The sequence below is a fragment of the Arthrospira sp. PCC 8006 genome (assembly GCF_046480465.1).
GTDB lineage: Bacteria > Cyanobacteriota > Cyanobacteriia > Cyanobacteriales > Microcoleaceae > Limnospira > Limnospira platensis.
Window position 1 is genome coordinate 1 of sequence record NZ_PKGG01000120.1, and the last position, 15497, is coordinate 15497.

Below are 15497 nucleotides of genomic sequence, written 5' to 3' on the forward strand. Positions count from 1 at the left end.
GGCATTTACTTGGTCTAGGGGCGGAAATGGCGAAGCATTCTCCTTCTGTTTGATTTCCCATTGTGCCAATAGGGCGTTAATTTCTGCCCAACGCTGTAGCTGTTGGTTTAGGGTCGCTGTCTCAGATAATCCTACCGCCACGGTTTCTAGGTCCGCTGCAGTGCCGCGTTGGGGTTGTTGGAGACCGTTGGCGATATCACTTAACTCGAACCATTCTAAGGCGGTAAATATATCTTGTAGTCTACCTTGGGGAACCCTGATATTAGCTTGAAATTGGGGTTCTTCCGGGGAGTCGGGAACCTGCGCTATAATAGCACCTAGGTTGGCTTGTCCTACTATGAAAACTTGGGTTTCTCCTAGGCGAAGTTCCCCGTCATTAAAGCTAAATTGACCGCCGCTAAGGTTGAGTTGAGTAATGGTGAAGCTATCGGCTTCTATATGACCTAAACTGGGGTTTTGGACGCTAATTTCACCAGTTGCGCCTATTTGATTAATGTCTAAACTGGCGAGATTAGTAATGTTTAATATTACGGCTAAGTCGCCTCCTAAATTACCATAACCTTCGGCTACTATGGGGTATATTCCTAATTGGTCTATGGGGAAATCTTCTAGGGTAATTTGTAGCTGGTTTAGGCTGGGGGTGGTTCCTTTGGCGATCGCATTTCCTCGCTGTACTAAAAATGCAGTCGGTAAAAAGCGATCGTCTAATACTAACTCGATTTTGTCCTGTTGACCTGATAAGGCTAAGTTCACACCGCCGCCACCTAGTCCTACTCTTAAAGTTCCGGTCATTACTCGGTCAAAGCTGAGAGACCGCATCGCAAAATTTTCTAGCCTGACATCACCCTGTAAATTTAACGCGGAAATCGCACCTTTTAACTGACCTTCAAAACTCACATTACCCGCCACAGGTGGCACTTCTCCCTGTAGTATTTCCGAGGGAAGGTTGGCTAAGAGGGGTTCTACTAAAGGCGAGTTTAAATCAAAGTTAGATACCCGTAAATTTAGATCGACATTGGCTAAACTGGGAACTCCACTTCCACTAAATTCTAGCGCTAATAAACCGTTAGCACCAAATTGGGGAGTTTCGGCTTGGTCAATGTTCACTTGTCCGTTGTTAAGTCTCGCTATGGCTTCAAAAGGTTGGCGAATTATTGGTAATTCGGTAAGTCTTAGTTTGCTGGTGGCTTCCAGGGTAGCAGGGTTAAATTCTGTCACTGAACCTCTAGCATTTAATTCCGTATCTAACAACCCTCGTAATAACGGCATATTTTCGGCTTGGTTAAGTAATCCCGTCGGTCTGAGGGCGGTTTCGATTCCCGTGAGATTTTCTACTAATTGTGAAAAGCGATTTAAGGCAATGCGATCGCCTATTATATTCGCATTCCATTTACCTCCTTCAGTCCTCCCAACCCCTTTGATTATCCCATCTCTCCCTAAGTTTAACTGTCCGTCTAAACTAATAGTTAGGGCTTCTGGGGTGATGCTGGCTAGGTTTCCACTAAACCGGGTTTCCCCTTGTAGTTGTGGGTTGTCTAGGTCTAAATTGCGAATTTCTGCCACTACATTCGCCGGTAAATTAGCTAAAGGTAATCCTAAGTTGATTAGGGGATTTAAAGGCAGATTATTACTGATGATCGTTCCCTCAAAGTCCCCCCCATCAATTTCGCCTCTGGCGGTGATTTCTCCACCTAATTGGGGAAGGTTAACTAATCCATTTACACTACCTTTAATCTGATTAAGATTATTCAGATTTCCCCCGGCTATCATCACTCCATTTAAGCTACTGTTTCTTAACTCTGGCGATCGCCTCAATGTTTCCCTGGTTTCCGGTGGTAAATTCCCCAAATTGCTGGCTACATTTAACCAAGGATTCAATCGCACACTATTCGCCTCCAACTCCAAGTTAAACTCCCCATTTATCAGGCGAGTTTCTCGGAAAGATATCACCCCTCCCATATTCCCCAAATTGATATCACCGATAGCATTAGCTGTGATATTATTCGCTGATAAATTATTCAAGTCCGCCGCCACAACTCCTCTAGTTTGCACGGTTCCATTGCTGAAATCTAGGGTTTGCAGTTGGATAAGAGTTTCTGGCGGTAAGTTTATTAGGGGTAATCCGATATCTATAATTTGCGGTAGATTTAGGTCATTTCCTCTAAAATCTGCCCCCAATTGTCCACCTATTAAACTGAAATCACTGTTGATTTCTCCGTTAGCGATCGTTAGGTTAACATTACCATTGGCGATGATGTCGTTTAGGTTCAGTTTATCCAGTTGACCTGTGATGGTCGTGTCTAGGTTTAATTTATCTTGTCTCAGGTCAATTTGTCCGATAATTAGCTGCAACTCTGGGGGTAAGTTGGCTAGAGGTAATCCTAATCTGACCAGAGGATCTAAGCCTAATTCATTCGCGTTCAGCGTGGCTATCCAATTATTATTATCCGCTAGTTGCACATTCGCATTTACTCTCCCCTCTGCTATGGCTATATTCGCAGTTAACTGATTTTTGGTGATTTGACTAGAACCCAAAATCGGCAAGGTTCCATTGGCGAGATTAAAGTTAATATCCGCTTGGGGGTTATCTAGGGAACCTGAAACTTTACCCGTCGCGAACATATCCCCTAATTTAGTATTATTCGGAAGTTCATATAGACTGGCGATCGCATCTAAATATAGACTATCAATATCTACCGTAAATTCTACTGTTGGCTGTAAAACTGATTCTCCCTGTGATGCCGTCGTCAAAGTGGCGGCGCGAATTAACTCCGTCAGTCCCGTTAATTCAATACTACCATCACCGCTAATTTCTCCCCGGCTTATCGGTTTAATCCTTAAATTGTTAATCGTCAGGCTTGGATCTGCTACTAAATTTAACTGCTGATCCAGTTCTGGATCGATAGCTATGTCTAGGGAAATTTCGCTAAAAATTACCCGATCTATTTGCGTGTCTTCTGTGGTAGCGATCGCTATTTCTACCAGAGGCTGTTGTAGGCTTCCCGTTAAGTTAATATCAGCCGTAACTTCCCCCGCTACCTGAACAGGTAAAACTAGAGGTTCCCCTAATTCTTTATCCGCCGTTTCTAATAACGTCGCCAAACTCACAGGTAGCAAATTGGCTTGTAAATCGAATTCTGTTTGTAACCAGTCAAATTCTGTATTAGTTCTGATTGTCCCTTGGCTACTTAATCCTAAATCACCCCAAGCTATTTCTAGGGTCTCCACAGTCGCCTCCCTCTCCTGAAACCTGAGATCAGCATTCGTGATAGTCACAGGTTCCGAAAGGGTTGCTAATATTGCTTGTACTTCCCTAAGTTGCAGATTTCCCCAAATACCAGTCGGTTGAAAATTCGCCAATTTTACCCTTAATTGGGCATCCGCTTCTCCCTCCCCTAAAATTAAACCAGGGGTATTGACTAATAATCCTAATTGTGGTAGATTAAGACCATTAGCTGTGATAGTGGTATCGAAATCTCCAGCAGATAGGATGCCATCGGATCTAACCCGTATGTTTCCACCTGCCTGGAAATTACCTATAAGGTTGGTTCTGATGCGATCGTTACCGTCACTGATATCTAAAATCAGGCGATCGACATTAAGAGCGATCGCATCTTCTGTCACCTCAGCCGTCAGCAGAGTTTGAGGCATGAGTCTAACATTAGCATTCTCAATGACAATTGAGCCAATTTCCACATCCACAGGACTTTCATCCCCCGGCGCTATCTCAGTCCTAATCCAATTTCCGAGTTCGTCTTGTTCAAGATAAACTTCCGGATTAATCACCCTGAGATTTAAGCCGACAGTTGGCGTTAATAGTGATATAATAGAGATGCTGGCTTCGATCGCTTCAACTGAGGCGGTATTGGGATCAGTATCTGTAGGAGGAATCACAGACCGTCCAAAACGAACACTAATAATCCCAAAGCGTTCAACAGGTCCGACTTCTACAGGTCTATCGAGAGTCCCCTCTAGGGCTGTAGCGATGGTAGAGGCTAAACGATAATGTAGAAACCAGCTTACACCACCAGCGATCGCCACAGAAGTAAGACCTAAGCCAACACTTCCCCAAATTAGCCAACGCCGCCAACGTTTGACCGAGGTTGGGTTGTCTTCTGGGTCTGGTAATGGGGTATTGATCATGTTTCTCAATCTCCGTGATTGAACGGAAGTCCTTATCCCGAAAGGGTAGCTTATCACAGCCTAACTCGAGTGTATAAATTTTCTGGCGGTTAGACCCTCGTTAACCCCACTCTCGGTCATAATTTCTCGTCCTACCCCCATAATTGCAACTTTTCCATAAATTCAAACAACACAAAAATATAAAAACTTTGTTAAATTTCCGTGCTTAGATAAATAATCAGAGGTAGCCGGAGTTACTTTTTCATGAACGTCAGCCATCTTTTAAGACTTTACGAACAAGGCCAAACCGACTTTACAGGAGTCGATCTCAGTGGCGTAGACTTGACAGGGGTAATTCTCATAGGTGTTAACCTATCGAGAAGTAACCTCACAGGTGCTAACCTGACTCGCTCATTTTTAAGTCGTGTTAAGTTAAATGGTGCAAATTTACACCGTGCCAACCTGAGTTTTGCTAAAATGAACGAAGCCAAGCTGGTCGAAGCTGAGTTAACCAAAGCCACTTTAAACGGTGCTTTTTTAGTCAAAGCCAAACTACCTGGTGTCCAACTCAGTGGCGCAAGTTTGGCCGGTACTAATTTGCGTGGCGCTAGTCTCCCTAATTCTAACTTATGTGGTGCTAACCTGCAATTTGCTAATCTGCGGGGGGCTAATTTGACTGGCAGTGATTTGAGATATACTAATCTCAATGGTGTGCGACTCAGTGGCGCTAAGTTATTTGGAACCAGGCTCACTGATGTTAACTTGCAAAATGCTTATATGAATGGTGTTAATTTGAGTCGCCTAGATTTGAATGGTGTTAACTTGAGTAACGCTAGGCTTTGTGGTTCTAATTTGACCGGAACTAACTTGATTAGGGCTAATCTCAGTTCTGCTAAACTCCTAGGTTCCCAGTTAGAAAATGCCGATTTAAGAGGCGCTAATTTAGAAAATGCTTGCTTGAGTTATGCTGATCTGAATGGTTCTAAATTGTCGGGGGCTAATTTCCTAAATGCTGATTTGCGCGAGGCTAAATTACTGGGAGTCGAGGTAAAAGAGGCTAATTTCTGTGAGGCAATTTTACCATTGTCTTTTCGCTTATATCTAGATTTAGAACAGTTGTGCTGTTTAACACTTTCTCAGTCTCAAGTTTAGATGTTTGTGGTATAATTGATATGGTGGCTCAATATGGTATAGTATTAGTAACGGCAAGTTCCCGGACTGAAGCAGAGGCGATCGCCCATACTTTAGTCGAGGGAAAACTAGCCGCCTGTGTAGGTTTAATGCCCATCCATTCAGTTTACACCTGGAAAGGTGAGATCTGCTCATCCGATGAATGGCAATTAATTATTAAAACTGACCTGAATCAGTTTGACGCTTTGGCGGATAAGGTCGCCGAGGTTCATTCCTATGAAGTGCCGGAAATTATCGCCTTACCAATTGTCGCAGGTTCCCCCTCCTATTTAGAATGGATTTCACAACAAATAGACCCCACATGACAGGGGCGAAATATTTACGCCCCTACCTAGTGGTTAAAAATTCCTCTAAACTAATTGTCTAAAGGCTCAATACCAGCCTGTCGCAGTTGTTCCATGAAACGTTCAGCCCGTTGGCGTTCAGCATCAGCCCGTTGGCTTTCAACTTCAGCCCGTTGACTTTCAGTTTCAGCCCGTTGGCTTTCAACTTCAGCCCGTTGACTTTCTGCTTCAGCCCGTTGGCGTTCTTGGGCGACCAATTCAATACCCCAAAGCAGCAACTCTCCGGCTTCATTCCACCAGCGCAACCAGTAACCGTTACGGTTTTCGCGGGTTCCTTCCCAAACCCCTAAAAACAGTTCCATGGGAGCGATCGCATATCGTCCATTATCTAGTGGTTCTTGTATTTGATAGAATCCCTGTTCATCAAGGCGATAAAGTTCTAACTTACCAGTTTTGGGGTCAAAAATCCCATAGTAAGGCACCTCTAACACCCGTTCATAAAAAAACCATTTTCCTGGCGGATAGGTAGGCTTAATCGAATATTCCCCCCCGTCAGTATCACAGAGAAATTCCATAACTATAATCGGACGCGCCCCCTGCAACTCAGGAGTATAGCTGCGTTCAACCTGCGATCGCTCAACCCGAATTTCTGGAATAAACGCCCAGTCCGGCGCTTTCACCACAATTTTACCGTTCAGGGTAGCACAGATCCCATAATTGGTCGGCGTGATACTCAATGGGCTCAGTTTACCAGCCACAGCTAAACTATCAGTCAACGCTACAGCTAAAGCCGGTTGATTAATATTGTCCACAGGATCGTCCGGTAGAATAAAATCATCGGGAAGTTTTTCCCAAGTAATCTCCAACTCAACAATCTGGAGAGCCATAATAAATTAGGGATGATTAACATTATTGTTATTATAGCGATCGCCCCCATCAAAAAATTCGCCGCCAAATGCTAGACATCAAGAGCCTTAACCACTAGGGTCAAAAACTCCGAATATCTAACTTTTGGCAGCGACTGTCAATCCCACTTAACTAAGGATTAGATCCTATTAGCGCTGACGGTAAGGAACCATGGTGTCAAAATTGATGCTACCAAGGGCAACCCGAGTTACTGTGTTGGCAGGACGAGAAACCTGCTTCGCCATAGCCAGGAAGTTGGCGGGATCGCCAGCTTTCGGTTGCTTCTCTTGGGGAACAAAGCGACGGACAGAAGTTTGCCAGATAACTTGGGGGAATCCCAACTGGGTCCGGTGGTATTCATTGTACCGGGGAGTCTTCAGGTTAAAGGGTGTTTCGCCCACATTGCGCTGAGGCAGAACCCGACGACGTTGATAAGGAACTGTATCATATCCGAAGTTATCCAGGTATTCGTCGCTATTGAGTAGTTCCTCAATGAAGCCCTTCGGTCCTTTGTTAGCAATCACAATTGACCAAGCGATTTTTTCCCGTTCGTTGTAAACATCACGACCGAGAATTCGCTGAACGCACATTTCCGCAAAGCGGTAGTTGCTGTTGGTTTGGTAGTTCCTCTCCAAGAAAGGAGCCGAAGTCGCTAACCCACCAATAAAGTCACGGACGGTGATCTGACCAAACTTGAGTTGGGACTCCAGGAAGGTTTGGCGATTGCTTTTGAGCATTTGATGCTCACTAAAGATTTGCCGATAGGCCGCCCAGATCAGAGTGTCCCACTCAGAACCCGAAGGCATATTTTCAGCCGTATAAATTTGGGGCTGCTCATCACCTGGAACTTCATATCCAGCAACACGAGTATTGAAACTCGTGGTAGTGTAGCTTAATAATGGAAGGGGCACCATTAATCTCCTTATTCTAAAACGTCAGCATTGTTTATCAGTTATCGCCAATGAGCAATCCCAGGATGATTGGGATTTAGCATACTGGCATCAATATACCATGCTTACAGATTAGGGGATTGAGGCGATCGCAGTCTAACTTTTATGAAGCTCTGCAATAATATGTAACATTTTAGCAATCTTCCCCCAAACACTAATAGAGCCACTACCACCTACCGCCTAGCTTCAACCCTTTTTTTTTGGTAAACTTTTGTAAATATGCTCAAAGCCGCTGGCCCTATGAAAGGAACATTAACCCAAGGATCTGTTACATCTACCCTGATTAACCTCACTCTACCAATGATTTGGGGAGTGTTTGCCATTATTGCCTTTAGCCTAGCAGATACCTACTTCGTCGCTAAGTTGGGAACCCGACAACTAGCCGCGATGAGTTTTACCTTTCCAGTAGTCACCCTATTAGGAAGCGTATCTATGGGACTGGGGATAGGCGCTGCTTCTGTCATTGCTAGGGCTATTGGGGAGGGAGAACCCGATCGCGTCCGCCGCCTCACCACTAACTCTCTCAGTCTGTCTCTGCTTATGGTTAGTGTCTTGGTCGTCCTCGGTATCAGCACCATTAACCCCGTGTTTAAAGCCTTGGGAGCCAGTCCTGATATCTTGCCATTTATCCGCGAGTATATGACCATTTGGTATGGGGGTGTCATTTTTCTGGTGGTTCCTATGGTCGGGACTAGCGCTATTCGCGCGGCGGGTAATACCTTCGTTCCTAGTGTGATTATGACTGTCGCTGCTGTCGTTAATATTATCCTTGACCCCATATTTATCTTTGGCTTTGCTACTATACCAGCCATGGGACTGCGGGGAGCCGCGATCGCTACTGTTATCGGTCGCGCTACCACTTTAATCGCTTCCGTCTTCTTCCTGCATTTCCGCGAAAAAATGCTCCTCTGGAAACTTCCCACCCCCAAAGACCTATTGTCCGACTGGCGACAAATTCTTCATGTTGGTATTCCCGCTACCGGAACCAATATGATTACCCCTATTTCTACCGCCGTCGTTACAGGTTTGGTCGCTACAGAGGGGGCCGAAGCCGTCGCTGGTTTTGGTATTGCTACCCGAGTCGAGGCTTTCGCTTTAATTGTGATTATGGCACTCTCTGCTAGTATTGGTCCTTTTGTTGGTCAAAATTGGGGCGCTCAACTTTATCATCGCGTACACACTGCTATCCGACAGTCTTTCCTGTTTTGTATATTTTGGGGAGTCCTATTAACTCTTATTTTGGCTGCTAGTTCTGAACAAATCGCTACCGCTTTTGATCAAAATCCCAATGTAGTCGCGATCGCTGCTAGTTACCTCACCCTCGTTCCCGTTAGTTATGGAACTATGGGTCTCATGTTCATCGCTAGTTCTACTTTTAATGCTTTGGGTAAGCCTTTACCATCTTTGATGATGACTATTACCCGGATGTTATTACTTTATGTTCCTTTGGCTTATTTGGGTAGTCTCTGGTGGGGAGTTAAAGGCATTTTTGCCGCCGCTTGTATTGCTAATTTACTTGTCGGTATTGGCGCTTATTTTTGGACTTGCAAAACTTGGCAATTGCGATCGGCTGATCCAGTTGTCATAGAATAGCTTTTTTTTTAAAATGGCCCGGCCGCCCAAGTGAAAAGGGGTTGACAGGGCGGCGCTACTCGGCTATGATAGGAGTATATTAAATAATGGAATTTGAGCAAAAATAATATTTTCGCAAATATTCCAATTATCTTATAGTATAGCACGGACTCCCCCAAAAAGATAGGGTTTTCTGAAAAAAAAAGCGCGGGGGCGCGCCGAGAAAAATTTTTTTTTGGCCCAGCCGCTGAGTCCTAAAAATCAATTAACGACCAACTAATTTATCGCGTAAAATGCGAATGCGATCGCGAAATTTAGCCGCCTCCTCAAACTCCAACTGTTGCGCCGCCTCCTTCATGCGAACCTCCAACTGTTCAATTAAAGTTGGTATTTCTTCCAGGGGTAAATCATCCACCTGTTGACAAGCGAGATCAATTTGTTGAGAATTTAAGCGTCTGGAGACATCCAAAAACGCCAAAATGGCATTACTGGAACTTTTGACAATAGATTTAGGGATAATCCCATATTTTTGATTATACTCCAACTGAATTGTTCGCCGTCGGTTAGTTTCGGCGATCGCCTTGCTCATGCTGTCCGTCATATTATCAGCATACAAAATCGCCTGACCGCGAACGTGACGCGCCGCCCTCCCAATAGTTTGAATCAGAGACCTTTCCGCGCGCAAAAATCCTTCCTTATCCGCATCCAAAATAGCCACCAGAGACACCTGTGGTAAATCCAAACCTTCCCGCAATAAATTAACCCCAATTAACACATCAAATTCACCTTCTTGTAAAGACTGAATAATCTCAATGCGCTGAATGGACTGTATTTCCGAATGTAGATATCTGACACGAATCCCCCTATCTTGGAAATACTCAGTTAAATCCTCCGCCATTCGCTTAGTTAAAGTCGTCACTAAAACCCGTTCATTTCTGGGGATTCTTTCCTTAATTTCAGCGATTAAATCATCCACCTGTCCTGTAGTCGGACGGACAAATATTTCTGGGTCAACTACCCCGGTTGGTCTAATAACTTGTTCAATCACCTGACCTTGAGATTGTGCAATTTCCCAATCTCCTGGTGTCGCCGAGACTAAAATACACTGTTTAACTTTTTGCCAAAATTCCTCAGATTTCAAAGGTCGATTATCCGCCGCACTAGGGAGACGAAAACCATGTTCAATTAGCACCTTTTTTCTAGCTTGGTCGCCATTATACATAGCCCGAATTTGAGGAACCGTCACATGAGACTCATCGACCACCAATAACCAATCATCAGGAAAATAGTCCACCAAACACTCAGGAGGGGAACCGGGAAGCCTTCCAGCGAGGTGACGAGAGTAGTTTTCCACACCATTACAATATCCCACTTCTCGCAGCATTTCCAAGTCATAGCGAGTGCGTTGATCTAGGCGTTGGGCTTCCCAAAGTTTACCAGCTTTTTCTAACTCGGCTAACTGTTGTTTAAGTTCAGCAGCAATAGCATCACAAGCAGCATCTAACCTATCTCCGGGAGTCACAAAGTGGCGCGCGGGGTATATGTTTAATGTTTCTAAACTCTGTAAGACTTCTCCGGTTACGGGGTCAATATAACGAATTGCATCAATTTCATCCCCGAAAAATTCCACCCTAATTATGCGGTCTTCATAGGCGGGTCCAATTTCTAAGACATCTCCGCGAACTCGGAAGCGTCCGCGAGTGATTTCGGTGTCATTGCGGCTATATTGAATAGAGGCTAGATCTCGCAAAAGTTGGCGTTGGTCTCGGTCTTCTCCTACCCGTAGAGGAATGGCGGCGTTGAGGTATTCGGTGGGTATTCCTAACCCATAAATACAGCTAATGGAAGCTACGACGATTACATCTCGCCTTTCAAATAATGACCGAGTAGCTGAGTGTCTCAGCATATCAATTTCATCGTTAATTGAGGCTGTTTTTTCTATATAAGTGTCGGAAACGGGAATATAGGCTTCCGGTTGATAATAGTCGTAATAGCTGATAAAGTATTCAACGGCATTGTTAGGGAAAAATTCCCGCAGTTCATTGCAGAGTTGGGCGGCGAGGGTTTTGTTATGGGCGAGGACTAGGGTAGGGCGACCTAATTGGGCTATGGTGGCGGCAATGGTAAAGGTTTTTCCGGTTCCAGTTGCGCCTAATAGGGTGGTTTTAGGATGACCGGATTTGATGCTGTTAATTAATTGGGCGATCGCTAATGGTTGATCTCCTGTAGGTTGAAAGGGTGCTTTTAACTCAAATTTGACCATAGTTCAATTTGATATTATTTCAGATACTATTTGATAGTTGGTTGTGGCGGGAGTTAATTGCTGAACGGAGGGGGAAGGATTAATGATTTAAGCAAGATTCTATAGTTGCCACCACTGAATCCGCCAAAGATTTTAAATCATATCCCCCTTCTAATCCTAACACAATTTTGCTGGTTATTTGGCAGCAATAGTCGGTAAAAACCCCAAAATCTTCCGGCTGTAAGGAAATACTGGCTAAGGGGTCAGCTTGATTGGCATCATATCCAGCACTGACAATTAATAAATCTGGCTGAAAATTTTGTAAAAAAGGGATAACTTTATGTTCAAAAGCTGGCTGGTATAATGCCATGGTACTACCGGGAGACATCGGGATATTTAAAACATTATTATATTGACCTTTTTCTTGKGGGTAGCCAGTTCCGGGATAACAGGGGGACTGATGAAGGGAACAGTAAGCCATTTGGGGGTGATTTTCGACCAGGCTTTGGGTTCCGTTACCGTGGTGAACGTCCCAATCAAGAATAGCAACCCGGTTGATACCAGGCTGTTGAATGGCATAATGAGCAGCGATCGCCGCATTAGAAAACAAACAGAACCCCATACCCAGACCCGCTTCGGCATGATGTCCGGGGGGACGGGCTAAAATAAAACTAGGTCTGGCGGTAGTCAAAGTGCGATCGACACCATCTAACCAAGCACTGATCGCCAATAGCGCCACCTGGTAACTCTCCTCAGAAATGGGAGTATCGCCGTCAAGATGGCCGCCGCCAGCACTGGCAATATTTTTAATCCTGTCAATATGGGAGTCGGTGTGAACAGCCTTGAGGACTTGCATAATCAGGCTTTGGCGGTCTTGTACCGGAGTGGGTGACAGCCAAGTTAGTTGGTCACTCCAAGGGGCGGCCCGCAAACCTTGGACGATCGCTTTCAGGCGTTCGGGTCGTTCAGGATGAAATAAACCCGTTTTGTGTTCCAGAAATTCGTCAGAGTAGATAACAGTTAACATTGACCGTGCCGGGGCTAACAATAGGGGACAAAAAGGCAACAGGGCCGAGAGGGATTCCCCTCAAAAATGTGTGAAAACTATGCTATAATTTTATAGCCTAGTCGCGCGTTTTCAAATAATAATCGAAAATCAATTTATTTGATCTGATTATTTCACAAAAAAGCGACAGTTTTTGCAATACTAATGGAGTTTTAAATTCTATGAGCGCTTCCGAATCCCGAATTATCCCAACGGATTTGCGGAACGAGATGCAGCAATCCTATCTCGAATACGCCATGAGCGTCATTGTAGGTCGGGCGCTGCCAGATGCCAGGGATGGGTTTAAACCAGTCCATCGTCGCATCCTGTATGCCATGAATGAACTAGGCCTAATGCCCGATCGCCCCTTTCGGAAGTGCGCCCGGGTTGTAGGGGAGGTTCTGGGTAAATATCACCCCCACGGTGATACAGCCGTTTACGATGCCCTAGTGCGGATGGCTCAGGAATTTTCGATGCGATCGCCCCTAATTCAAGGTCACGGGAACTTTGGGTCCGTCGATAATGACCCCCCCGCCGCCATGCGATACACGGAATGTCGCCTACACTACCTCACCTCCGAAGCCATGTTGCGGGATATCGACTCGGATACCGTAGATTTTGGCGATAACTTTGACGGTTCCCAACAAGAACCCCTAGTGCTTCCGGCCCGCATTCCTCAACTGTTGCTCAACGGTTCCTCCGGTATCGCCGTCGGAATGGCAACTAACATCCCCCCCCATAACCTCAATGAGTTAGTCGATGGCTTAGTCGCGGTAATTCATAATCCCGAAATTACTGACATCGAACTAATGCGCTATATCCCTGGTCCTGACTTCCCCACCGGGGCGAAAATTCTCGGACGCTCTGGTATTCGGGAAGCCTACACCACCGGACGGGGTTCTATCACCATGCGGGGAGTTGCCCAAATTGAAACCATTGAACACCGAGGACGACCAGACCGCGAAGCTATTATCATCACCGAGTTACCCTACCAAACCAACAAAGCCGCTTTAATCGAAAAAATCGCCGAAATGGTGAATGAGAAGCGCCTGGAGGGGATATCAGATATCCGAGATGAAAGCGATCGTGAAGGGATGCGGATCGTCGTGGAACTCCGACGAGATGCCTATCCTAGGGTGGTTCTCAACAACCTTTATAAACAAACTCCCCTTCAGGCTAACTTCGGCGCTAATATGTTAGCCCTAGTTAACGGAAAACCAGAATTGCTTACCCTCAAGCGATATCTCCATGTTTTCCTAGACTTCCGCATCCACACTATCCGGCGGCGTACTGAATATGAAAAACGCAAAGCCGAAGAACGTGATCACCTCCTGCAAGGATTATTAATTGCTCTCGATAATCTGGATGCAATTATTGCCCTAATTCGCCATGCTGCTGATAGCCCTACAGCCAAACAAGAGCTAATCGAAAGGTTCGGACTTTCTGAACCACAAGCTGATGCGATTTTACAAATGCAACTGCGACGTTTAACCGCCTTGGAAGCTCAGAAAATTGACCAAGAACATCAAGAACTTTTGGAGAAAATTGCTGACCTCAACGATATTTTAAATCGCCGAGAACGGATTTTAGAAATTGTTGAGCAGGAAGCAATACAAATTAAAGAACGTCACGGCACACCCCGGCGGACGGAAATTGAACTCGAAGAAAGTGAGCTGGAAGATACGGATTTAATTGCCAATGAAAAGGCGATTATTCTCCTCACTGAACAAGGCTACATTAAACGGATGCCAGTTAATACTTTTGAGGCTCAAAATCGCGCGACTCGCGGTAAATCTGGTACCAAAATGAAGGAGGATGATGGGGTTAAACATTTCTTGAGTTGTCGCGACCATGACAGTATTCTATTCTTTACTGAACGGGGGGTAGCTTACTGTTTAAAAGCCTATCAAATACCTATCGGGTCTCGCATCGCTAGGGGGGTGCCGATTGTGCAAATGTTGCCAATTCCTCGGGATGAGAAAATTACCTCTTTGGTGGCGGTTGGGGAATTTACCAACGATGAATATTTGGTGATGCTAACTAAGGGTGGTTATATCAAAAAAACTGCCCTTTCCGCTTTTAGCAATATCCGTTCTAATGGATTAATTGCCATTTCCTTAAATGAAGGAGATGAGTTGCGCTGGGTACGCAGTGCCAGGGTAGATGATAGCATTATTATCGGTTCTCGCCTAGGTATGGCTATTCATTTCCATACTGATGACAAACAATTACGACCCCTCGGTCGCGCTACCCGTGGGGTTAAATCTATGAAACTAAAACCAAATGATGAACTCATTGGTATGGATATTCTCCCTAGTTTTATTGTGGCTACTATTCCTCAATTGGGGGGTGAAGAACCGGAAATAGAAGAGGAGGAAAATACTACTGCGGTTGAAGATGTGGAAGATATGGATTCCTCGGAAGAACTAGCTACTACTGAGGTTGAACCTGATGGGGTTTCGATTTTGGTGATTACTACTAGGGGTTATGGAAAACGGGTTCCTGTGTCTCAATTCCGCTTACAAAATCGCGCCGGACAAGGAATTATTGCTACTAAGTTTAAACCCCATTTATCTGGTGATTGTGTGGTAGCGCTTCAGGTGGTACATAATACTGATGAATTGATGTTAATTACCAGCCGGGGAATTATTATTCGTCAGGTGATTAGTGCTATTTCTCGACAGTCCCGCAATGCTACAGGGGTGCGGGTACAACGCTTGGATAAGGAAGATGCGATCGCTGCTGTCGCTTTAGTCCCTTTATCTGGTGAAGGGGACGATACCGAAGTTGATATTGACCCTGATACTGAGGTTGAATTTGAACAAGTTAATAACTGAACCCTGACAACCTAAAAACCCTACTACCCCCCCCATTTCCCGCTAATAAGGTTAGGGGGGATTTTTTTATGTATCAATTCAATATATCAATTTCGAGGTTTCTACAGTCCATGAGCCTCAAAAAGTTGCACAAATCGGATAGAAAAATCTGGCAGTATAGGTTATAATCAGATCAGAAACCCAAGTAGTGCCCTTTCACATCGATATAACCAAAGTCATGGCAGCTTTATTCTGCCTGATTTTGGCTATATTTAATACATTTACTTAGGTTTGTAAAAACTAACTACTCTCCGGTTAATTGGCTTTTGTTGGGTTTCACACGACCTACTCTCTGTGGGCTTTTGTTGG

Annotated in this window: 9 protein-coding genes; 4 read left to right on the forward strand and 5 right to left on the reverse strand. The window is 44.9% G+C overall.

Annotated elements, in window-relative coordinates; genetic code table 11:
- Window positions 1-4143, reverse strand: a 4143-nt coding sequence (locus B9T16_RS16775; RefSeq protein ID WP_410245302.1) for a DUF490 domain-containing protein, incomplete at its 3' end; no start/stop codon positions are given.
- Window positions 4144-4386: 243 nt separating this feature from the next.
- Here B9T16_RS16775 and B9T16_RS16780 point away from each other — a divergent pair.
- Both B9T16_RS16780 and cutA read left to right on the forward strand, forming a co-directional pair.
- Window positions 4387-5274, forward strand: a complete 888-nt coding sequence (locus B9T16_RS16780) for a pentapeptide repeat-containing protein (protein ID WP_006617752.1) — start codon at window positions 4387-4389, stop codon at window positions 5272-5274.
- A gap of 20 nt (window positions 5275-5294) precedes the next feature.
- Window positions 5295-5618 carry a divalent-cation tolerance protein CutA gene (cutA, locus tag B9T16_RS16785; protein WP_006617751.1) on the forward strand — a complete coding sequence of 108 codons (324 nt, stop codon included), beginning with the start codon at window positions 5295-5297 and terminating at the stop codon, window positions 5616-5618.
- 50 nt (window positions 5619-5668) lie between these two features.
- Here cutA and B9T16_RS16790 read toward each other — a convergent pair whose 3' ends face one another.
- Both B9T16_RS16790 and B9T16_RS16795 read right to left on the reverse strand, forming a co-directional pair.
- Window positions 5669-6484: a Uma2 family endonuclease gene (locus tag B9T16_RS16790; RefSeq protein WP_006617750.1), complete on the reverse strand. Its 816-nt coding sequence runs from the start codon at window positions 6482-6484 to the stop codon at window positions 5669-5671.
- A gap of 168 nt (window positions 6485-6652) precedes the next feature.
- Window positions 6653-7417 (reverse strand): phycobilisome rod-core linker polypeptide, encoded by a 765-nt coding sequence (locus B9T16_RS16795; RefSeq protein ID WP_006617749.1) that lies wholly within the window; start codon window positions 7415-7417, stop codon window positions 6653-6655.
- 276 nt (window positions 7418-7693) lie between these two features.
- Between B9T16_RS16795 and B9T16_RS16800 the strand changes: the two genes are divergently transcribed.
- Entirely contained in the window at window positions 7694-9046 is a 1353-nt protein-coding gene (locus tag B9T16_RS16800) for an MATE family efflux transporter (protein WP_231851943.1), read from the forward strand.
- Between the two features lie 244 nt (window positions 9047-9290).
- On the opposite strand, the gene uvrB is transcribed toward B9T16_RS16800, so the two are convergent.
- Window positions 9291-11288: an excinuclease ABC subunit UvrB gene (gene uvrB, locus B9T16_RS16805; protein ID WP_410245303.1), complete on the reverse strand. Its 1998-nt coding sequence runs from the start codon at window positions 11286-11288 to the stop codon at window positions 9291-9293.
- A 79-nt stretch (window positions 11289-11367) separates the two neighbouring features.
- On the reverse strand, window positions 11368-12294 hold the full coding sequence (locus tag B9T16_RS16810) for a histone deacetylase (protein ID WP_410245304.1): 927 nt from the start codon (window positions 12292-12294) through the stop codon (window positions 11368-11370).
- 200 nt (window positions 12295-12494) lie between these two features.
- On the opposite strand from B9T16_RS16810, the gene gyrA reads away from it, so the two are divergent.
- Window positions 12495-15149, forward strand: a complete 2655-nt coding sequence (gene gyrA / locus B9T16_RS16815) for a DNA topoisomerase (ATP-hydrolyzing) subunit A (protein WP_410245305.1) — start codon at window positions 12495-12497, stop codon at window positions 15147-15149.
- Window positions 15150-15497: the final 348 nt, after the last annotated feature.

Coding starts and splice junctions, on each gene's coding strand:
- B9T16_RS16790 (WP_006617750.1), bottom strand. CDS start 6,484: ATGGCTCTCCAGATTGTTGAGTTGGAGATTACTTGGGAAAAACTTCCC.
- B9T16_RS16795 (WP_006617749.1), bottom strand. CDS start 7,417: ATGGTGCCCCTTCCATTATTAAGCTACACTACCACGAGTTTCAATACT.
- B9T16_RS16780 (WP_006617752.1), top strand. CDS start 4,387: ATGAACGTCAGCCATCTTTTAAGACTTTACGAACAAGGCCAAACCGAC.
- B9T16_RS16800 (WP_231851943.1), top strand. CDS start 7,694: ATGAAAGGAACATTAACCCAAGGATCTGTTACATCTACCCTGATTAAC.
- uvrB (WP_410245303.1), bottom strand. CDS start 11,288: ATGGTCAAATTTGAGTTAAAAGCACCCTTTCAACCTACAGGAGATCAA.
- gyrA (WP_410245305.1), top strand. CDS start 12,495: ATGAGCGCTTCCGAATCCCGAATTATCCCAACGGATTTGCGGAACGAG.
- cutA (WP_006617751.1), top strand. CDS start 5,295: ATGGTGGCTCAATATGGTATAGTATTAGTAACGGCAAGTTCCCGGACT.